Origin of the sequence: Nostoc cf. commune SO-36 (assembly GCF_023734775.1) — a bacterium.
Classification (GTDB): Bacteria; Cyanobacteriota; Cyanobacteriia; order Cyanobacteriales; family Nostocaceae; genus Nostoc; species Nostoc commune_A.
Map to the genome: position 1 here is coordinate 5,489,772 of NZ_AP025732.1, position 21,467 is coordinate 5,511,238.

At 41.2% G+C, this 21,467-nt stretch carries 15 protein-coding genes and 3 pseudogenes; 12 read left to right on the top strand and 6 right to left on the bottom strand.

Translation table 11 applies throughout. The features are described from left to right. Nucleotides 1-282: 282 nt before the first annotated feature. Nucleotides 283-1,968 (bottom strand): potassium-transporting ATPase subunit KdpA, encoded by a 1,686-nt coding sequence (kdpA, locus tag ANSO36C_RS24865; protein ID WP_251956693.1) that lies wholly within the window; start codon nucleotides 1,966-1,968, stop codon nucleotides 283-285. Between the two features lie 718 nt (nucleotides 1,969-2,686). Here kdpA and ANSO36C_RS24870 point away from each other — a divergent pair. Next, nucleotides 2,687-2,952, top strand: a pseudogene (locus ANSO36C_RS24870) (IS4 family transposase); the annotation flags it as partial. A 32-nt stretch (nucleotides 2,953-2,984) separates the two neighbouring features. Here ANSO36C_RS24870 and mutL read toward each other — a convergent pair. Next, nucleotides 2,985-4,686, bottom strand: a pseudogene (gene mutL, locus ANSO36C_RS24875) (DNA mismatch repair endonuclease MutL). Nucleotides 4,687-4,847: 161 nt separating this feature from the next. Continuing rightward, a pseudogene (locus tag ANSO36C_RS24880) lies at nucleotides 4,848-5,898 on the bottom strand (adenosine deaminase). A gap of 477 nt (nucleotides 5,899-6,375) precedes the next feature. On the opposite strand from ANSO36C_RS24880, the gene ANSO36C_RS24885 reads away from it, so the two are divergent. After that, on the top strand, nucleotides 6,376-6,696 hold the full coding sequence (locus ANSO36C_RS24885) for a hypothetical protein (protein ID WP_251956694.1): 321 nt from the start codon (nucleotides 6,376-6,378) through the stop codon (nucleotides 6,694-6,696). 283 nt (nucleotides 6,697-6,979) lie between these two features. On the opposite strand, the gene ANSO36C_RS24890 is transcribed toward ANSO36C_RS24885, so the two are convergent. Together ANSO36C_RS24890 and ANSO36C_RS34450 are read right to left on the bottom strand one after the other, a co-directional pair. Continuing rightward, nucleotides 6,980-8,530: a hybrid sensor histidine kinase/response regulator gene (locus tag ANSO36C_RS24890; RefSeq protein WP_323374499.1), complete on the bottom strand. Its 1,551-nt coding sequence runs from the start codon at nucleotides 8,528-8,530 to the stop codon at nucleotides 6,980-6,982. Next, the gene (locus tag ANSO36C_RS34450; RefSeq protein WP_323374500.1) at nucleotides 8,458-9,135 is read right to left on the bottom strand and encodes a CHASE3 domain-containing protein; all 678 of its coding nucleotides are present in this window, start codon (nucleotides 9,133-9,135) and stop codon (nucleotides 8,458-8,460) included. Before ANSO36C_RS34450 ends, ANSO36C_RS24890 begins: the two co-directional genes overlap by 73 nt. Before the next feature lie 997 nt (nucleotides 9,136-10,132). On the opposite strand from ANSO36C_RS34450, the gene ANSO36C_RS24895 reads away from it, so the two are divergent. The 6 genes from ANSO36C_RS24895 (at nucleotide 10,133) to ANSO36C_RS24920 (ending at nucleotide 15,517) form a co-directional block, all read left to right on the top strand. Further along, entirely contained in the window at nucleotides 10,133-11,476 is a 1,344-nt protein-coding gene (locus tag ANSO36C_RS24895; protein WP_251956695.1) for an adenylosuccinate synthase, read from the top strand. A 69-nt stretch (nucleotides 11,477-11,545) separates the two neighbouring features. Continuing rightward, nucleotides 11,546-12,151: a 50S ribosomal protein L25/general stress protein Ctc gene (locus ANSO36C_RS24900; protein WP_251956696.1), complete on the top strand. Its 606-nt coding sequence runs from the start codon at nucleotides 11,546-11,548 to the stop codon at nucleotides 12,149-12,151. Nucleotides 12,152-12,250: 99 nt separating this feature from the next. Further along, nucleotides 12,251-13,780, top strand: a complete 1,530-nt coding sequence (locus ANSO36C_RS24905; RefSeq protein WP_251956697.1) for a bifunctional aminoglycoside phosphotransferase/ATP-binding protein — start codon at nucleotides 12,251-12,253, stop codon at nucleotides 13,778-13,780. 95 nt (nucleotides 13,781-13,875) lie between these two features. Then, nucleotides 13,876-14,382 (top strand): hypothetical protein, encoded by a 507-nt coding sequence (locus tag ANSO36C_RS24910; RefSeq protein ID WP_251956698.1) that lies wholly within the window; start codon nucleotides 13,876-13,878, stop codon nucleotides 14,380-14,382. Between the two features lie 24 nt (nucleotides 14,383-14,406). After that, nucleotides 14,407-15,198 carry a YdcF family protein gene (locus ANSO36C_RS24915; RefSeq protein ID WP_251956699.1) on the top strand — a complete coding sequence of 264 codons (792 nt, stop codon included), beginning with the start codon at nucleotides 14,407-14,409 and terminating at the stop codon, nucleotides 15,196-15,198. 97 nt (nucleotides 15,199-15,295) lie between these two features. Then, on the top strand, nucleotides 15,296-15,517 hold the full coding sequence (locus tag ANSO36C_RS24920) for a hypothetical protein (RefSeq protein WP_251956700.1): 222 nt from the start codon (nucleotides 15,296-15,298) through the stop codon (nucleotides 15,515-15,517). A gap of 5 nt (nucleotides 15,518-15,522) precedes the next feature. Here the strand turns inward: ANSO36C_RS24920 and ANSO36C_RS24925 are convergent, their stop codons facing one another. After that, nucleotides 15,523-15,744, bottom strand: a complete 222-nt coding sequence (locus ANSO36C_RS24925; RefSeq protein ID WP_251960434.1) for a ferredoxin-thioredoxin reductase variable chain — start codon at nucleotides 15,742-15,744, stop codon at nucleotides 15,523-15,525. Nucleotides 15,745-16,699: 955 nt separating this feature from the next. Between ANSO36C_RS24925 and ANSO36C_RS24930 the strand changes: the two genes are divergently transcribed. The 4 genes from ANSO36C_RS24930 to ANSO36C_RS24945 all read left to right on the top strand — a co-directional run bounded on the left by ANSO36C_RS24930 (nucleotide 16,700) and on the right by ANSO36C_RS24945 (nucleotide 21,445). Further along, a complete protein-coding gene (locus ANSO36C_RS24930; RefSeq protein WP_251956701.1) occupies nucleotides 16,700-17,458 on the top strand; it encodes an LmeA family phospholipid-binding protein in 759 nt (252 codons plus the stop codon). A 104-nt stretch (nucleotides 17,459-17,562) separates the two neighbouring features. Beyond that, nucleotides 17,563-19,257 carry a beta-carotene ketolase CrtO gene (gene crtO / locus ANSO36C_RS24935; protein WP_251956702.1) on the top strand — a complete coding sequence of 565 codons (1,695 nt, stop codon included), beginning with the start codon at nucleotides 17,563-17,565 and terminating at the stop codon, nucleotides 19,255-19,257. A 490-nt stretch (nucleotides 19,258-19,747) separates the two neighbouring features. Next, nucleotides 19,748-20,491: a tetratricopeptide repeat protein gene (locus ANSO36C_RS24940; RefSeq protein ID WP_251956703.1), complete on the top strand. Its 744-nt coding sequence runs from the start codon at nucleotides 19,748-19,750 to the stop codon at nucleotides 20,489-20,491. Nucleotides 20,492-20,569: 78 nt separating this feature from the next. Beyond that, entirely contained in the window at nucleotides 20,570-21,445 is an 876-nt protein-coding gene (locus ANSO36C_RS24945; protein ID WP_251956704.1) for an SDR family oxidoreductase, read from the top strand. Nucleotides 21,446-21,467 lie beyond the last annotated feature (22 nt).

Below are 21,467 nucleotides of genomic sequence, written 5' to 3' on the forward strand. Positions count from 1 at the left end.
AGCAATACGCTTGGTTAAGCATTTTTGTTAGCGATTTTAGACCTGTAAAGACGTGTTAGCGCAACGGGACGTTACCGTAGTAGCGCGAACTCAGTCAGGTCAAATTTTGCAGGATTTTGGGCTTAACTGGATTGTATTGAGTTATTAGGAACTTCTAATATAAAAATATCCAACCTGTAGGGTGTGTTAGTAACGCAACCTACAAAACCAGATAGTTTATTTATTTTTTAGTATTCTCTTAATTCCAAACTTATAACTCATAACTAATAACTCATAAATTTTCTAACTGCCAGATGCTAGCTTTAAACCCTCAGCTATGGGGCCTAAAGCCAGAACGGGAAAGAAAGTCAATACTCCCAAAAGCAGTGTCACTCCAGCCGTGATAGTAGTAAATACCAAAGAATCAGTTCTCAGAGTACCAGGAGTTTCTTGTACTTTTTGTTTGCGAGACATACCGTCAGCTAACAGCAGAATGGCAATTATCGGAATGTAGCGTCCTCCGATTAAGCTAAATATTGTACTCAAGTTCCACCACAGGGTGTTATCCCTTAACCCCTCTAAGCCGGAGCCATTATTTGCTGCTGCTGAGGCGTATTCATAAACTACTTGAGAAATACCGTGATAGCCAAAGTTGCTAATTCCAGATAAGGAGATGGGATAAGCTAAGGCGATCGCACTAGGAATTAAAATTAGAATTGGGTGAATCAATAGCACCACGCTGGCAAGGACGATTTCTCGCTTTTCAATTTTGCGTCCTAAGAACTCTGGGGTGCGTCCTGCCATTAGTCCAGTTAGGAACACTGTGAGAATTAAGTAAATAAATAAGTAAGCTGTTCCAGTTCCTTGACCACCCCAGATAGCCTGGATAAATAAGTTAAAGAGAGTCGAAAATATTCCTTGTGGCATCAAAGAATCGTGCATCCCGTTCACAGCACCAGACATAGTAGCAGTAGTCATCACTGCCCAAAATGCCGTTTGTGCCCAGCCAAATCGAACTTCCTTACCCTCTAAATTGGGTTGTTCTAATCCAAAGGCGTTATTAACCAGGGGATTACCTTGCAGTTCTCCCACGGCTGTTACTCCCACCAGAACTACAAAAATCACAAACACCATCCAAAAAAGTAGCCAAGCTTGTTTGATGTTGTTGGCAAATATACCGTAGGTATAAATCAAGGCTGCTGGGATCGAAATCATGGCGATCATTTCTATCAAGTTAGAAGCGCCATTGGGGTTTTCAAAGGGATGTGCTGAGTTTACGCCAAAAAAGCCACCGCCATTTTCGCCCAAAAGTTTGATCATTTCAAATGATGCTACCGGGCCTCTAGCAAGATATTGCGTCCCGCCTTCTAAGGTTCTCACATCTAGAGTCTGATCTAATGTTTGTGGTACACCTGTTATGAGCAGAGCGATCGCGCCAATAACCGAAATCGGCAGCAATATTCGCGTAATTCCACGAACGAGGTCAACGTAAAAGTTACCCAGTCTTCTACCTGTCAAGCCGCGAATAAAAGCAATTCCCACAGATAAACCAGTGGCTGCGGAGGTGAACATCAAAAAGCCTAAAGCTGCTACCTGGCTAAAATAGCTTAAGGTTGTCTCACCAGCATAGTGTTGTTGATCAGTATTAGTTACAAATGAAATCGTTGTGTGCAGCAATACATCCCATCTGGGCGCACCAAAGCCGTTAGGATTCCAGGGTAAGAGTCTCTGAAAATATATTAATAAATATACTGAAATACCCATGAGGATGTTGCTAAACAGTACAGCCCGGATATACTGCCAACCCGTCATATCATCCTTCCTGCGAACACCCGCTAGTACGAACATACTTCGCTCTATGGGGTTCATTAAAAAATCAAGCAGTGTTCTTTCTCCCAAGAAGACACGCGCTATGTATTTTCCTAATAGGGGAGTGATTGCTATGACAATACACAGCGTTAAGCCAATTTGCAAAAAACCTTGTCCCATATATTTCGCGCTAAATTAAATTTAAGTGTTAGCAAGCCAATTCTTAGAAATAACAGATTATCCGTAGGAATATTTGATTGTTTACCTCTACGGGGAAGCCACGCATAGCGAGCGTCTCGTAGAGAGCGTCTTGATTCTGAATTCTTCTTTAATACTATTTTCCAAATACTTGTTAAAGTTTTTGTTAAGAATATTTAATTTTTACTCTTAATTTATTTATCTCACTAGTTAGGATTATTTGTTTATACAATACATTTTTCAAGTTTGCTACTATGAACTACCCCGCCCATCTAAGGCGTGTCATCAATTGAGTTAAATGACAAAAGCAGCCAGATAATTTCACCTAAAAAGTTTACAGCGCGTTTGTCGTAGCGCCCGCATAGCCCTCTTGCTCAGGCAGCAGGTTTTTGATTTTCTCGCACTGGTCATCTCGTAGTGCATATCGATGCGTCATCGTTGCCAAGGGAACGCTTCTCTACGAGACGCTCCGCGAACACTCGCAATGACGGAACATCTTATATTTATTTACGCCTATTTCCTTATCTGGTTTAGTTTCTGTGCGATCGCATTGGTGAACTACATATATAAATCATGGTTTGCGCTGATGAAGCGATGCCTTCGGCGAGCTTCGCTAACGCAGTTTCCAACTAGAAGGCAAAATTCACTGGTTGGAAATGCTCAACAGTGATGTTCAATTGGTAGAAAGTAGTGGTGTCAGCTTAAGAGTAAAGGAATTGCAAAATATGTGGCACGTCCCAAAGAATATGGACGTTCTCACAGAAGGCATAGTAACTTTTATATCGGTCTTTATGCACAGAACTGGGTTAATTTCATTGATGATTGTTGGAGTTTAGTTCAAGATTTAATGCGATTAAGTCGCCATAAACTAGAGAATTATTTACAAGGGATGAGAGCTATGAAGCTTATACAGTCAGCTTTATAGGCTTCATGTCGCTCCTTCAGTCTGTCAACACAGACAAATAATTTGGCAATCGACAGATGTCTCACCGAAAACATCAAATTCCATGACTTTTACCAATTACCCAATTACGCCGGAAAAACCGGGCTAAAGCTGATTCTTCTAAAGATAAATAAATTGGGCGTCCGTGGGGACAGGTGCGAGGGTTGCGAGTGCGTTGCCAATTATCTAAAAGTGTCTGCATTTCTTGTTGATTCATCGGTGTACCATTACGAATGGCACTGCGACAGGCGACAGCTACTTGGGCTGTTTGTAAATCGCCTCCCCAACTAAGTTCTAAAATTGCTTCTGCACAGTCTTCTCGCTGTTGCAAAGGTGGCGGGTATGTTTCGCACTGTCCCAAAGTTGTTCGCCAAAGGGTTCTATTTCTAAACCGATGCGTTGCAATTGCGATACTTGCGCTGGTGACAATTGATAAAGAATGATTGGCGGTTCGACGGGGACAAGTTGCCAATTATCACACAATTGCTCATATAAAACTCGCTCATGGGCAATGTGCTGTTCCACTAGCCACATACCACTTGGATGTTCTGCCACAATATAGGTGTTGCTGACTTGAGCGACAGCTTTTAAGGAATTAGGATTTTTGCGATCTTCCTTGGGATTTTGAGGATTGAAATTGTAGCCGCCTTTGGCTTCTGCGGCTTTGAGTAATTTACTAACTCGTGTTGTATGGACAGCTTCTTTAAGATTGTTAGAAGAGATGCTGAGTGCTTGGTTAATTGCTTGGGTAATTTGCTCTTGCCAATAGATGATTTCGTTGAGATAAATTTCTGTTTTTGCTGGATTGCGATTCCAGTTAATTTGATCGGGGGAAATGGCAAGATGTAAGAAACAAATTGGATAGCGATCGCGTGGTAATGTTTTGTGAAATGCTGATAATATTGTTTGCTCTAATTCTGGTGTTTTAACCATCCTGCCGTTAATGGCTACACGTACCCAATCTGGACGATGACGGTGAGTGCGATCGGGTAATCCTACCACTAAATTTAGTGAGGAGTGAAGAGAGACGCGATTAATTGTGTCTGTACAAGAGTTGGCAGGGTTGGGTATTTCGAGTTTGACTTCTTGCAAGTCACCTTGTCGTACTTGCGTTAAAATCTGCGGTATTAATTGTCCAGTTGTTGCGGCGGGAGAAATGGTGAACCATTGACGGTCATTTTGGCAAACTTGCCAGGTGACCTGGGGATGACACAGGGCGATTTGGTGAATTGTCGCTTGCACCGCTTTCATTTGCTGTGCTGCTGTGGGTAATCCCTGACGACGAGATGAGCAATTACCGAAAAGATGAGAAACTGTCACCACTGTACCAGGTGCGATCGCAGTTACTTCAACTTGCACAACTTTCCCGCCATCGCCATAGCTAATCCGCCATCCTAATTTTCCACCCACAGGACTCGACTCAAAATTTCTAAATCTGCCAGAGTCGTCAAACTATGCAAAGCTTCACCACGAAACCCCAAACTGTTAATTTTCCATAAATCGGCACTAGAGCGAATTTTACTCGTGCTGTGGGCTGTGGCTGCTTGCTGCAAATCATCTAGGTTCATTCCACAACCATTATCTGCGACACGAATTCGCCATTGCTGCGGCCATAGAGAAACCACAATTCGTGTTGCACCTGCGTCTAGGGAATTTTCTACCAATTCCCGCACCACGGAGGCTAAAGAGTCGATTACCTCACCAGCTGTAATAAGATATACGACTTCTGTTGGTAGAGCTTGAATAGTAGATGCCATAAATTATAGTTTATAGCTTCTGAGGCAGAGGAAAGAAATCAATTAAAACAATTCGCAATTCGCTTTTTCGCCCATTCGCAATTACGTTTTGTGACGGGGATTTAGACCCCGACACAAAACGGGCTGCCTGTCTTGCTGGGGACTTAAACCCCCAAAGTTTGTTAATTACTATCCCTTGTTGCCAAAACTTTAGGTGGTTCAGGTTTGAGTAAACCGTTCAACAGGGATGCGGGACGTTGGCTGTAAGGCCAAGCAAAAGCATGACGGAAAGCTGCATCCTGACAAGCTTGTAGTTGTGCAAAATTAATAATGTCGTAAGTCAAGAGATTCTCATACTCAAATGGCAGACGCACATTGTGCAACCCAGCATTGTCAGTACAGATAGCGATATCTACCCCAGCATCAAGACAACGGTCAAAAACTAATTTTAGTTGACGTATATCCTGCAAAGTACCAGTTTTCAGGTAAGTTGTCGGACAAACCTCTAAACACTGTCCGCGTCGAGCTACATCATTAAGTAACTCTGGATATAGTAGGGGAATTTGGATGCCGTGACCGATCGCATGAGATAGGGTAAGAGTTCGGGGTAACAGCCAGCAGTAGTTTCATATAGATGTCCGGTGGTGTTAACGCCCTGCGATCGCGCATAATCATATAGGTTAATCCATTCTTCTAAGCGATCGGCGTAATAACTATCACCCCCCGCTACATCCACTGCACAGACATACTGTTTATTTTGCGCCGCCAAATCAACAATTGCTTTGTTCACCTCATAAGGTAAACGCGTGTGCATACAGAGAATTTGGCTAGTAACAATCGGATATTCTGGCTGGTGGCTGGCAAGTCCTACTACTTGCACAATTTCTGCCATCTTGTCAATTCTTTCAGATTGACTCAGATGCTCAGGCGTCCGCAAATAGGGAGTGTAGCGCAGTTCCAGATAAGCCAAATTTTCAAATATGTAAGCACCCCGCACCAAACGATAAATAAAGTAAGGCAAAGTGTCCACAGTTTGCACACTTTCTACTAAAGTGTGTAATTCTAGATACTCATCTAAAGTATTACGTGGGCGAGTATAAAAATCTTCAAATTGTGAATAGTCAGCAAAGCGAGAAATCAACTCCGAAGAATGTCGCCTCAAAATATCGCCATAAACACTCGTGGTACGACCGAGCCGCCCAGATGTCTATGTAATTCAGCATATAAAGCCATAGTGGTATTTTTATGTAAAAATTTCATCAATTGTAACAAAAACATAGAGAGAAAAAATTTCCACTCGAAAAAATTTAGCTCCAGAGAAATCGGAGCGGAGGCTTGCCACCATCTGAATTGTTCAAATGAGGCTTCCCGTCTACAGACTGCGATAAGGTAGTCGATTTTATCCTTATTTTCGGAAAAATCCAGCATTTATATAGTTTTTTGAGCATAAATAAAACTTGACATTAACAAGATTAAATTGATACGATTAAGACTTTAATTTTTCTCACATTTAAACCTTAGCCATCCAATAAACTCGGATGCCATTAATGCTATCAGGACGTTACGCGATCGCGACGAACAATATTGCACATTCTAGATTTATAAACTAGCGTGATATCATGATAGGGTAGGTTGCGAAACCCATTTCCTTTACAGGGATTAAAACCCTTGAAACTTACTAAATCCCTATTTGGGATTGAAATTAAGACCATGTTAAAAACCACAAACCTGAAAAATATCTCCAAAAAATTCGCTATAGCCAGAAATCGCGCTTCTTTTAAAGAAAATGAAGCAATGAGAGCTATTGCATATAGCATGGATTTACTATTACCTGGTTTGTATATATGGCTATTTGGTTTTAATTTTCGCATTGGTGGGAACGTACCAGATGATGTTCCTTATAAATATCCCGGTAAAATCCATAGTAATACTGGAATTGCGTTAGTATTACCAGGATATAAAGTTTTGACGACTTACCAGGGTAGCTATGACCCTAAACAGACATCAAATACAGGGGCTAGCACCTTTTAATTGTACGGTTCTCGACTCAAATAGTTTTGAAACCTTAATGACTCAGGCAGGATATTCAATCTCAGGTAGCGCACCTGCACAGTCTAATAGAATAAAAGTATGGTGGATTCATAACGAATACCTAAGAGTGGAGTCCGTATATAGTCCAGATAAAAGAATAGTGATAACGGCGTATCATATTAACTAAGTATATTTTATTTCTACTAACCAATTTCCAACATGAGCAAAAAGTTTTAGTTGATAAAATTTTTTGTTGTCTATAATACTTTCACACCAAAATCAATTAGCCATCTCCTGCAACTGATTCCAGTTCTGGAGACAGCAAATGTGTGTCTCTGAATGTTGAGGCAGGCAAATACACTGTAAATTGAGTCCCTCTGTCAATCTGACTATAAACATTGACAAAACCACTGTGATTCTTAATAATAGCCAACGCTGTGGAAAGTCCTAAACCTGTACCTTTTCCTACTTCTTTGGTGGTGAAAAATGGTTCAAAAATCCGTTGCTGGACTTCTGAAGACATCCCCATACCAGTATCCGTCACCACGATCGCAATATAAGAACCCACTTTAGCATCAATATTTATTTGGGCAGAATGTTCACCAATCACTAGATTTTCCGCCACTATTCTTAAAATGCCACCATTGGGCATGGCATCACGGGCATTAACTACTAAATTTATCAGCACCTGATGTAGTTGCGTTGCGTCTCCACGCACATACCACAGATTTTTGGGGATGTCTGTTTGACAAATGATGGATTTGGGGAATGTTTGATCGATAATTTGCTCAATTTCTGCCATCAATGGCTGAATTTGGACAATTGTCTGTTTCCCTTCGATGCCCCGTGCAAAAGATAACACTTGTTTGAGCAGATTAGCGCCACGTTTAACATTATTTTCTAAAGTTTGCAGTATTTGTTGACTCTGTGAATCGGGCAATTTCTTCTGCAACAGTTGAACTGACATTAAAATTGGGGATAGTATATTGTTCAGGTCATGGACGATACCGCCAGCTAGCGTACCGATACTCTCTAAACGTTGCGATCGCAGAAGTTGAGCTTCCAGTTGTTTCTGCTGCGTAATCTCGGTATTCACACTCAAAATGGATTTGGGTTGACCATTATCATCTCGGATCAGTATCCACCGACTTTCAACGATAATTACTTTACCTTCCTTTGTCAGTTGATGCAACTCACCCCGCCACTCACCCGTATTCATTACTCTCAAGTAAGCATCTTCTAGCTGTGAGGAAATGTCTTTATACAAAAGTTGCAAAACATTCTTACCCACAACTTCTTCAGTTTTCCAGCCGTACAATCGTTCAGCACCTTGATTCCAAAACAAGATTTGGTTGTGGATATTTCGCACCAAAATCGCATCACTTGATACATCCAGCAGCAACCCTTGTTCACGGATTTTCTGTTCTGCCTGTTTTTGCTGGGTTATATCTCGCATCAGTGCCAAATGGATGAAGGTGCCATCAGCTTCGTTACGCAGTGGTACAGCATGAGTTTCTACGTAGCGACGAGTGCCTTTGAATGCCACGATTTCAAACTCTAAAGTCCCCTTATTACCTTGGCAGACACTTTTATGCAAGTCGGCAAAGGCTGCTCTATACTCTGGTACAATTACGGCATTAATTGGTTTACCAATTAATACATCGGCACTTTCCACTTCCATCATTGCCAGCCCTTCTGCATTAATTTCTAAAAGGGTTCCATCCCCGGCAATTAACTGGATACATTCTGGTTCTGCATCTATTATGGCTCGTAAACGGTTTTCGCTTGGCGTAGGGCCAGTTCCGTCTGCTGAAGTTGCCTTATATAATGCCACAACAAATCATACAGCAGCGCCACCAGCACCAAATCCACAATAGCGGCGATAAAAAACGTAACTATTGCCTTTTGGGAACTAGCTTGTGACTGCTGCATTCCCTGCTGTAATAAGTTTTGCTCTGCCTTTAAAGAGTCGTCAATCAGCTGTTGAATTTCTTTACTGATTTGCTTGTCTTTATAAGATAAGATTAGCTGCTGAACTACTTCTAATCCCTGGTTTTGTCTAAGGTAAACTTCTTGTTGCAGAATGTTGAGTCTATCGGTAATTTTCGGCTTCAGCAACGAAATCCACTGCTGCTTTTGATGGTTCTTAGCAGTTAATTTGCTAAGTATCTGAATATTGCTATTAGTTTGTTGATCAGCTGCAATATAGGTTTGTAAATCATCTGCATCTGCTGTAATTAGGTAATTGCGTTGTGCAGTCTCAGTATCTTTGAGTGCTGATTTGATACTTTCGAGTTGAGTAATCACTTTATATGAGTCTGTTACCCACTGCTGATTGTTAATCAGCTTGACAGTGTTGCTATATGAAACTACGGCATTAGTAAATATAATTGCCAAAACTAGGATGAATATTGCTTTCAGCTTTGGACTCGATACCATTTTTTGCTCATGCGATCGCCCTTCTTGCCGCAGATGCCCTCCATCAGTTAAGATTAGGGATTAAAAATGAATACTGAAAATATTTTAAGGTTTTTGATGGCACGGGTAACAAAATACAATCTGTTAAAGTTGTAAATAACGGGATTTTGGTGATGACAATTTATACATAAGAGTTACAAATAAATCCGCTAATTTTTAATATAAATTCATTTTTAACAGTAATGTATCTAATGCAGTTCGGCTCAGATAATTTGCCTATCTATAATATTTGTAGATAGGTTGCAATGCAACAGATTTTGTTTGCAATTTTAATTAAGCCGGCTCTTACGTTCTTTTTATGGTGATTGACGATTTATCGTGACAGAACCCTTACTAGGCAAGGATTATAAAGGATCATGGAATTATTCTGAATAAAATCCTTATAGGATAAGGCTTTCAACGATCTTGAACCGTATTCTCCATAAAAATAACCGAAGAACCATTAAGCCTACACTAAGGCTAAATCAAAAACAAAACCAGATAGTATATCTTCTCCAGGCAAGCTAGAGGGTAACTCTAGTACTTCTTTTGGTTGCCCTTATCTATAAATTTTGACGTGACGTGTTTTTGATCAATTAACGCGAAACAGCTTCTAGAGATTGTCTCGTTCCTAGTCTCTGGCTACTTTAAGCATTGTTACTGTGGTGGACTAAGCTGTCGCGCATTTAATTTGCACAACTAGGGCGGGCAAGATGCCCACCCCACAAGAGATTCATTTTTTTGAGGATGCAAATTAAAAGATTTTTAGCTTAGTTAAAAAAATATCCTATTTTAGAGGGGCAACGTCATTGCGTCCCTAAAAATCTACAAATAATTTGAGATAGTTTATTTTTTGCACCCATGCACAGCTAGCTGTGCTAAGGGACTAAATTGTTTTAATTAAAAAAAAGCTTGACATGAATCACTCAATATGTTAACAATAGTAGTTTGTGGAAACTTTACTTCTTAATATAAACTCTTGGCTAACGTCATTGTCATAGGTGCCCAATGGGGCGATGAAGGAAAAGGTAAAATAACTGACTTACTCAGCCGTTCAGCGGATGTTGTGGTGCGTTATCAAGGGGGTGTCAATGCTGGACACACGATTGTAGTCAAAGGTCAGACCTTTAAACTGCACTTGATTCCCTCTGGTATCTTGTATCCAAATACCGATTGCATTATCGGCTGTGGAACAGTCATCGATCCACAGATTTTGATCGCAGAACTCGACCAACTAAAAGAATTAAATATTTCCACTGACCACCTGCTGATATCTGAGACAGCCCACGTAACCATGCCTTATCATCGGTTGATTGACCAGGCATCTGAAGAGCGACGGGGAAGCCATAAGATCGGCACAACGGGTCGGGGCATTGGGCCGACTTATGCTGACAAATCTGAACGTACAGGGATTCGGGTTTTAGACTTGATGGATCCTGATGGGCTACGTGAGCAGTTGGAGTGGACGATTAATTATAAAAACGTCATTTTAGAAAAGCTTTACAACTTGCCGCCTCTAGATCCACAAGAGGTGATTGAACAGTATTTGGGGTATGCAGAACGCTTGCGGCCTCACGTTGTTGATACATCATTGAAAATATCCGATGCCATTCAGCGACGGCGCAATATTTTGTTTGAAGGCGCACAAGGTACGCTTTTAGACTTAGATCATGGAACTTATCCTTATGTCACCTCCTCTAATCCTGTGGCAGGGGGGGCTTGCGTTGGTACAGGGGTAGGGCCGACAATGATTGACCGGGTAATTGGAGTGTCGAAAGCCTATACGACACGGGTGGGAGAAGGGCCATTTCCTACGGAATTACATGGAGAGTTGGGAGAATTATTGTGCGATCGCGGTGCTGAATTTGGCACAACCACCGGACGCAAACGGCGCTGTGGCTGGTTTGATGCTGTCATTGGTCGCTATGCCGTGCGGATTAATGGCATGGATTGTATGGCACTCACTAAACTAGATGTTCTTGATGAATTAGAGGAAATCCAAGTTTGTGTTGCATACAACATAGATGGCGAGCGCAGCGAACACTTCCCTACCAGTTCCCGTAAATTTGCTAGATGTCGCCCCATCTACAAAACCTTACCAGGATGGAAAGTGTCAACAACTCATTGCCGTACTCTAGAAGACTTGCCACAGCAAGCACTGGACTACGTAAAATTCTTAGCCGGATTGATGGAAGTCCCGATTGCGATCGTCTCGCTAGGAGCCAGCCGCGATCAAACCATAATCGTAGAAGACCCCATCCACGGCCCCAAACGCGCTTTATTGCACCCTGATGGCACACCTGCAAGCTTGCTAAGTGCGTAAATTGGTTATTAGTTAGTTGCTAATGACTAATGACAAATGACAAAGGATAAATGACAAAGGATAACTTTTATGGCTATTACAGTCGAATCTCAAAAACGTCCAGAAGGCAGCAAGCCAAGAGCTTTGCGCCGTGCTGGATTGATACCTGCCAATTTGTATGGTCATAAGGGTACAGAATCCATTTCTTTGACCATTGAAGCTAAAACTGTTGAGCGTTTGCTCAAAAGAGCTTCCGTTAACAACACCTTGATTGAGTTGAATATTGCTGATGCACCTTGGCGCGGCAAAACCTTGCTGCGGGAACTTCAAATCCATCCAGCCAAAGGTACGCCTTACCACCTCAGCTTTTTCGCGGTTGCTGGACATGGGGACACCACTGTAGGAGTACGGCTGCGTTTTGTGGGCACTGCTATTGGTGTTAAACAAGAGGGTGGTGTGTTAGACACCGTAATCTCTGAATTGCAAGTGAGTTGTGCGCCAGAAAACATCCCAGATGTAATCGAAATCGATGTCTCTAACCTGCAAATTGGAGACAGCTTGAGTATTAGTGATATACCCTTTCCTGAAGGTGTAACACCTCTAGCTGAATCAGAGCGACTTGTTGTGAGCGTTTTGCCACCACAAATTAGCGCTGAAGATGCTGGGACAGAAACTGAAACTGAAGCAGCTTCTTAAGCTAGGTAAACTGTGTAATAATTTTTGATGACACCAGGGGGGAACTCCTGGTTTTTTTGTATTTGAACCCCAGAGGCGCAGAGAGCGCAGAGGACAGAGATGACAGAAGCGACTCTTCCAGCTTTTATTGAGCAAATGTTGCAACCTGGATTTTATCCCCATCCGGTAACAGAACCTATTCAACTCATTCAAACCCACATTTCTTATGTGTTGCTGACTGGGGATTACGCCTATAAACTAAAAAAACCGATGAATTTTGGTTTTTTAGACTTTTCCACCTTAGAGAAGCGACAACATTTTTCTCAGGAAGAGTTGCGGTTAAATCAACGGGGTGCTGGTGAACTATATTTAGAAGTTTTGCCCATAACTTTAGTAGGAGAGCAATACCAGTTAGGGGGAACTGATGAACCTGTAGAATATGCACTAAAGATGCGTCAGTTTCCGCAAGAGTCGCTATTAAGTACACTGTTTGAACAGGGCAAGTTGAACGAGACACACCTAGAGGAGTTGGGACGGGTGGTGGCTCAATATCATGCCGAAGCACAGACGAATGATTACATTCGTACTTTTGGTGAAGTCCCAAATGTTCGGGCTGCCTTTGATGAGAATTATCAGCAAACTGAGAAGTATGTTGGTGGCCCCCAGACGCAGGCACAGTTTATAGAAACAAAGCAATATACAGATAGCTTTTTTGCCGAACGTCCAGAATTGTTTGCTAGCAGAATTCACAACGAATATATTCGTGAATGTCACGGGGATTTACACCTGAGAAATATTGCCTTGTGGCACGATAAAATTTTGCTGTTCGATTGCATTGAGTTTAATGAGCCGTTTCGCTTTGTCGATGTGATGTACGATGTGGCGTTCACGGTGATGGATTTGGAAGCGCGGCAGCGTAAAGATTTGGGTAATGCGTTTTTAAATGCCTACATAGAGCAAACTGGAGACTGGGAAGGCTTACAGTTGCTGCCGTTGTATTTAAGTCGTCAGGCTTATGTCCGGGCAAAGGTAACTTCGTTTTTGCTAGATGATCCGAGTGTACCCGCAACTGTAAAAGAAGAAGCGACAAAAACTGCTGCTGACTATTACAAACAGGCTTGGGAATACACTAAACCAAACCAGGGACAACTAATTTTGATGTCCGGGTTGTCGGGTTCTGGCAAAAGTACCACAGCAAGGAATTTAGCGCGTCAACAGGGAGCGATTCACCTGCGTTCTGATGCAGTGCGGAAACATTTAGGGGGAATTCCCTTATGGGAAAAGGGTGGCGATGATTTATATACCCCTGAGATGACCGAAAAAACTTACTCATGGCTGTTGGAATTGGGAATTCTACTGGCTAGACAAGGTTTTTCGGTGATTTTAGATGCTAAATATGATAGACAGCAGTTACGGCAAGAAGCGATCGCACAAGCTACAAAGCACCAACTTCCTATTCAGATTATCCAATGCACAGCACCGCTTGAAGTTCTAAAAGAGCGTTTGAACAATCGCACTGGTGATATTGCTGATGCCACCGCCGATTTATTGGCCTCACAAATCAAACAAGCTGAACCTTTTACTGAAGAAGAACAACCTTACGTAAAGATTTTCGATACAACTCAAGCACAACAGGCACAATTAAGATAATTCGTAATTCGTAATTCGTAATTGAATCGAAAATACGAATTACGTTAGCGAGTCCGCGAGCGTCATTAGTAATTAGTTAAGAGCTTTTTCACTCTATGGCAGACAAAAAGAACGACTTTTTCAGTATTTCTCCCAGTTTCTTTTCTCAGCTGTTATTTGGGGCATTTTTAACATTTATATTAATAATGACCGGCTCCGCACCAGCCCTGAGCATCTTCTTAGGAATCATGGGCGGTTTCATTTTAAGCTGGATCGCGAACATAACCGATAATAGTCCCCAGGCTCCAGCTGTCGCCTCCTCTGATGGTGTGGATACAGGATTGAAATACTGGTTATTTTTCATGCTGGGCTTTGTATATTTGGGGTATCCAGCACCCATGAGTATTTTGCTTGGTGCAATAGGCGCTTTAGCTGGAGGCTGGATTACTGCTTGGTGGGGAAGTAAGGAAGAAACTAGAACTCAGTTGCAAGTTGAAGAGTCAGAAGAGGACGGAGTTGAATTAACAAATGAGAGGATCAACAAACGTCAAATAAGAAGAGCCGGTCGCCGTTACCGTCGCAGTGCTGGAAGTAGTTTCAATTTCAAGTTTTGGGAAAGGTAGGGATTAGGGACACCAACTTCTAGTATGTTTTTATATTTATCCAAGTTACTGCCACTATTTTTTTATCCACTAGGATTAGCCTGTGTAAGTTTGGTAGTTGCATTAGTAACTTTGAGGAAACGACCGAGGACTGCTGCGATCGCAATTGCTTTTGCCCTCACTTTATTGCTATTTTGCAGTAATGCTTGGATTGCTAAATCATTAGTGCGATCGCTTGAATGGCAATATCTTCCACCCGCTCAAATGCCAGTTGCAGAAGCGATTGTGGTTTTGGGTGGTGCAACTAAATCAGCTTTTCCCCCAAGAGCTACCGTCGATTTGAGTGAAGCAGGCGATCGCGTCATCTACGCTGCACAACTATATCGCCAAAAAAAAGCACCTATAATCATTCTCAGTGGTGGTCGCATTGATTGGCGTGGGAGTGGTTCACCAGAGTCGGCAGATATGGCAACAATCCTCACATCTATTGGTATTCCATCTGAGGCGATTGTCCAAGAACCTGATTCTCTCAATACTTATCAAAATGCTGTAAATGTCCGAAAAATTTTGTCATCTCGTGGCATTCGTCAGATATTATTAGTAACTTCGGCAATGCATATACCGCGATCGCTTCGGATTTTCCAGCGTCAAGGAATCAATGCCATTCCTGCACCTACTGACTTTCTTGTTAGTGAAGGTGAGTTGCAAGAACTCGGCAGCACTCCCAAAGCCGCTATACTGAATTTATTACCTGATACCGACAACTTGCACCAATTTACCATCGCTTTAAAAGAGTACATTGGTTCTTTTGTTTATCGCTTACGCGGTTGGCTCTAATAAAGTTAGGAGTTATCAGGTGTGGTAATTGCCTCAATTTCAAACTCTTAATGACTAATAACTAATGACTAATGACTAATGACTAATAACTAACTTTATGTCTAAAAACTTACCTTATATTGTTCCATCCCCTCAACCCCAAGTTGAGGAAGCTTTTGCAGCTTACCAAACAACCCATCAGTTTTACCACGAAGTTCACTCACGGTCAGAGTTTCAGCGTTATTGTGAATGGTATTACACAACAGCAGAGCAAAACCGTCAAGAGCTTAAAAGAATGCGCGGCGAACTGAATATTTTTCAGTGGTTTCGCCGCCGATAAGTGATTTAGATGATTTCTAACTCATTTTCACGTAAATGGGCTTTAAACTTTTTAGTAAACTGGACTACAATCGGCAGATTAGCGCTTACAGGTCTGTCTCGCCATTGGCTGGCAATACCTATTACATCACCTTCTATGCCTTTGATGTCAAAAGCCTGATTCCGATGTTCAGGATGATGATACACTACTACCGAATCTTTAACACGGACGCGATCGCCAACTTTCATAACAACATTTACACCTAGCATTTGCTTTTCCACAAGTATCTGCTACAGAATATATGATTAAATCGCTTAAAATTTGATTTAATCAGCTATTTCTTGACGTTTTATCGGGGTGCGGCGGCGCATTTAACCCTCTGCGTCCACGCAAGGCAACACCTTGCGGTGACTCCAGCGCTTTAGGCGGCTAGCATTAGCGACGTTAGCCAAAGCGTCTTTTCAGAAGAAAGAACATCACCTGAAAAGATTTACCACGGCAGTTCCTTCAATTTGGTACTGCCGCACGTCTTAGCAATCCGTGCGTACTTTTTTAAGTTTTTGCCGCGTTAATTATGTATCGCCCTTACCCTCCATCTTTATCCCAAAAGTAGGAATATGAAACGAAATAAGCAGACTGATGTACTTAGTACTTTGGCAAAAAAATATCTAACCCTTTTATCTTCACTCTAGGATGTTCCCCAGGTCAACTCTCTCACCAATTTTTGATAATAGCAGACACGCTGTTATGAGCGAATGCACTCTTCTTTTTTAAGGGGCTACAGTCTAACATCAGTCTTCTAGAGTTGCTCCATAAACTTTTGCTTCCCTCAACGCTCTTTTTAACGTAGAACTGTTTCATTGCTTAAAACAGGTAAAATTGCCAGGGTTGAGGGGATGAAAATAGCTTTTTCCAGGAAATTTGTAGAATTTCTTTTTTTCTCTGCGCCACGGATATTTTGCTCAAGTTGGTAAACCCGCCCATACAAGTGTCCTCCTCTACATCTGTGGGTTTCAAAGTTACTTTTATAACTACATAAATACTGATGACACAGAGTAAAGAACTGAAAAAGGAATTTATTGACCAAAATTTTTACCCATCTTGAAAAGTCTTTCAAGTTAACATATACCCCAATATAGATTCACTCTCCAGAATTAGCGTTTAGAGTAACTAATAAGAGGAAATTTAGGAGATTACTAATTCATGCCTGATGAGCATCGGTTGGAGGAAAAATTTTTATCCCAGGAAGCTGAAAGAAGAATATCTGAAAAGCTAGATGAAGTAGAAGAAATAGAAATAGATGTACAAACCGATATTTTGAAAATAGTTCAGGGACAGGCGGACGGAGTTTCGGTTGCAGGCCAAGGATTAGTAATCCAAGAAGGCCTTCGGGTACAGGAAATAAAACTGCAAACAGAAAGTATTGCCATTAATCCCTTCAACGCTATTTTTGGTCAAATAGAACTTAATCAGCCAGTAAATGCCACAGCTCGCATTATAGTTACAGAAGTAGATATTAACCACGCCTTGACCTCAGACTTGATTCGCACCCAGATGCAAAATTTGCAGTTGGATGTAGATGGCGATATTGTTAGTTTTGAACCGCAAGAAATTCAGGTATTTTTACCTGGTGATGGCAAAATAGAATGTAGGGGAAAGGTGCTGTTAAAAGAAATGGGAAATACTCGCCCTTTTGCTTACACCGTGATTCTTCGGCTACCGAATAATTTACAATCCGCGATGCTGGAGAGTTTTAACTGCACTGAGGGAGAGGGTATTTCAATACAATTAGTTACAGCATTTATGCATAAAGTTAAAGAACTAATAAGTCTACCATATCTTAAATGGGAAGATATAGCCTTTTCTATTAAAGATATAAAAGTAGAAATTGGTAGTTTAATACTTCTGGTAGAAACTCAAGTAAAACAAATACCATCATCGTTAACCGTACTATCTCCTTAGTGGTATTAACACCAGTTAAAGATATTTTTTGTAACTAGGGAGTGATGTAAATTTATTAAAAGTTTTATAAGCTTTTAAAACCTACTTATTTATAAATTTCAACTATGCAAGAGTATGATGTTGTGTTAATCGGTGCTGGACACAATGGGTTAGTCTGTGCAGCTTACTTGCTGAAGGCTGGTTATAGCGTCCTGTTACTAGAAAAGCGTTCTGTTCCAGGTGGTGCAGCAACAACTGAAGAATGTTTACCGCAAGAGGCTCCTGGATTTAAATTTAACTTGTGTGCGATTGACCATGAATTTATTCACTTAGGGCCAGTTGTTGAAGAATTAGAACTAGAAAAATATGGCTTGCATTATTTGGAGTGCGATCCGGTTGTTTTCTGTCCTCATCCTGATGGTAAGTATTTCTTAGCACATAAGTCATTGGAAAAGACTTGTGCCGAAATCGCTCGTTATAATGAGCGTGATGCCAAAAAATACGCAGAATTTGTAGACTATTGGCAAAGAGCGCTCGGTGCAATGGTTCCTATGTTTAATGCACCGCCCAAGTCAATTATAGATATTGTGGGCAACTACGATATCAAAAAATTCAAAGATTTATTTTCGATGATTGGTTCCCCAAATAAAACGCTGGACTTTATTCGCACCATGTTAACCAGCGCTGAGGATTTACTTAACGAGTGGTTTGATGAGGAATTTCTGAAAGCACCATTAGCCAGACTTGCAGCAGAACTTGGTGCGCCGCCATCGCAAAAAACTCTTGCCATTGGTGCAATTATGATGGCAATGCGTCACAATCCGGGAATGGCTAGACCGCGCGGCGGAACTGGCGCACTAGTGCAAGCTTTGGTGAATTTAGTCACAAGTAAAGGTGGCGTTATTCTTACAGACCAGCATGTTGAAAAAGTTTTAATTGATGATGGAAAAGCTGTCGGTGTGCGGGTTGCTGGTGGTAAAGAATATCGCGCTAAATATGGCGTTATTTCTAATATTGATGCCAAGCGGTTATTTTTACAAATGACTGATAAAAGTGACGTTGATGGAGCCGACCCAAATTTATGGGAAAGATTAGAACGCCGTATCGTTAACAATAACGAAACTATCCTCAAGATAGATTTGGCTTTAGATGAACCACTACGCTTTCCACACCACGCCCATAAAGACGAATATCTCGTTGGTTCTATCTTAATTGCCGATTCAGTGGCTCATGTAGAAGAGGCTCACAGTAAATGTACCTTGGGACAGATTCCTGATGCTGACCCATCAATGTATGTGGTCATGCCGAGCTTTTTAGACCCCACATTAGCACCGCCAGGTAAGCACACCGTATGGATTGAGTATTTTGCCCCTTATCAAATTGCTGGTGCTGAAGGCACTGGTTTAAAAGGTACTGGTTGGACAGATGAATTGAAAAACAAAGTTGCAGATAGGGTGGTTGATAAACTTGCAGATTATGCACCTAATGTCAAGAGTGCAACTATTGCCCGTCGTGTAGAAAGTCCAGCAGAACTAGGAGAAAGATTAGGCGCATATAAAGGAAATTATTACCATATTGATATGACCCTAGATCAGATGGTGTTTTTCCGCCCTTTGCCAGAAATAGCGAACTACAAAACGCCAATTGAAAATCTATTTTTGACTGGTGCTGGTACTCATCCAGGTGGTTCGATTTCGGGAATGCCGGGACGCAATTGTGCGCGTGTATTTTTACAAGCAAAACATCCCATTAGTCAAACTTTGAAGGATGCAAGAGATTCGATTAAGTCAACCGTCGAGTCAGTGTTTGGCATTAATTAGGGTTTATGCAAAGAGGCAAAGGCGCGAAGTAAGGCTTTGCCTTTTTGCGTTTATACTCTGTTTCTTATCACCCCATGCTCAATATGTAGTTGAAAGTTGTGTTTGACTTGGCTAAAGATGGTTGTGCATATTCACAAAGCACCTTGTTGCTATTGATTAATACATAAAGCAAATAACATCATTGTTTGGTGAACAACGAGTACGATCGCACCCTTGTTAATTGAAACAGAGGATGCCATATACGCTGCGATCGCAGCGTATATGGCAACTGCAATTCTCGTTTTTTGAGTGAAATATTTTCTAAGTAATTGCTTTATGTATATTTAATATGATAATGTGATACACACTCAATTTTAAAAAACATCTATGCGTCTTTAACAAAGCTCTTTATTAAAATATGAGTAAATTAATGGGTAAAAACTAGGTATTTTAGTAATACTCAAAAAGCGAACAAATTTTAATATCACTTTATAAGTTTTGTAGGTACAGCATGGTTTTTCGGCGCTGCTTCGTTGCATCTAACTTAATAGTTTTCTTTGCGTTTGGCTGTAGTGGTGGGGCAAACTCATCAATAGAAAATACTACACAGGTTGTGAAAGAAAGCAATGTAACCCAACTTTTCATAGAAGCGAAGGCTACGCAAAAAGCAGAAAATTTATTTCATCAAGCCAATGATTTATTAGATGGGCAACGTTATGAAGATGCGATAAAAGCTTATGAGAAAGCGATCGCTATAAAAGTTGAGAGTCCGGAAGCTTGGATTAACCGTGGCATAGCTTTAACATCCTTGCAACGCTACCAAGAGGCTCTTGCATCTTACGACAAAGCGATCGCTATCCAACCCGACAAATATGAAGCTTGGTATAACCGTGGCATAGCTTTAACATCGCTGCAACGCTACCAAGAGGCTCTTGTATCTTACGACAAAGCGATCGCTATCCAACCTGGCAAATACGAAGCCTTAATTAACCGAGGCATAGCTTTGACAAAGCTGCACCGCTACCAAGAAGCGATCGCATCTTATGATAGAGCGATCGCTATCAAGCAAGATTTGCACCAAGCATATTACAATAAAGCTTGCTCTTATGCTTTACAAAGCAATCTAGAATTAGCAATTAGCAACCTAGGCAAAGCAATTGAGCTTGTTCCTGATAAATACAAGAAATTAGCAAAAACTGACCCAGACTTTAGCAAAGTGCGTAGTGAAAAGCAGTTTCAAGAATTAATCCAATAGGATTTTATCACCACGTCTCAGTGTAGAATATAAGGTTGCTACAGCAAAGATTTTTTCTTGAACGGTTTTTGATTAGACATGAAAAAATTGTTAATCACCGGAGCAAGTGGTTTTTTAGGATGGCATCTTTGCCAACTTGCTAAACAAGAATGGGAGATTTATGGCACTTATTTATCCCATTCTTTAGAAATTCCTGGCATAAAAATGTTAAAAGCGAACTTAACAAATTTTCAGGAATTAAAAAGTATCTTTAATAATGTCAAACCAACAGCAGTTATTCATACTGCTGCACATTCGCAACCGAATTTTTGTCAAACCCACCCCAAAGAATCACACGCAATTAATGTCATTGCATCCTGTAATATTGCCGGACTTTGCGCGGATAATTCGATTCCTTGTGCTTTTACTTCCACTGACTTAGTTTTTGATGGCTTAAATGCCCCTTATGGAGAAACAGATGCTGTGTGTCCTGTCAATCTTTACGGCGAGCAGAAAGCGATCGCAGAAGCAGATATGCTAGAAAGGTATCCTATGACAGCAGTGTGTCGGATGCCGTTGATGTTTGGTGCGGCAACACCCACAGCTAAAAGCTTTATTCAGCCATTTATTGAGACTTTACAAGCAGAAAAAGAACTAAATTTATTTATAGATGAATTTCGCACCCCAGTAAGTGGAACAACTGCCGCCAAAGGACTTTTATTAGCATTAGAAAAAGTTAACGGCATCATTCACCTAGGTGGGAAAGAGCGGATTTCGCGTTATGATTTTGGACAGATATTAGTAGAAGTATTTCAGCTTCCCGCCACTGGACTTAAATCATGCCGACAACAAGATGTGAAAATGGCAGCACCTAGACCAACAGATATTTCTTTGGATAGTTCCAAAGCATTTGCATTAGGGTATCAGCCTTTATCTGTAAAAGAAGAATTGCAGGAATTAATCAATAGTCAATAATCGGATTGTATTTGTTGTGTAC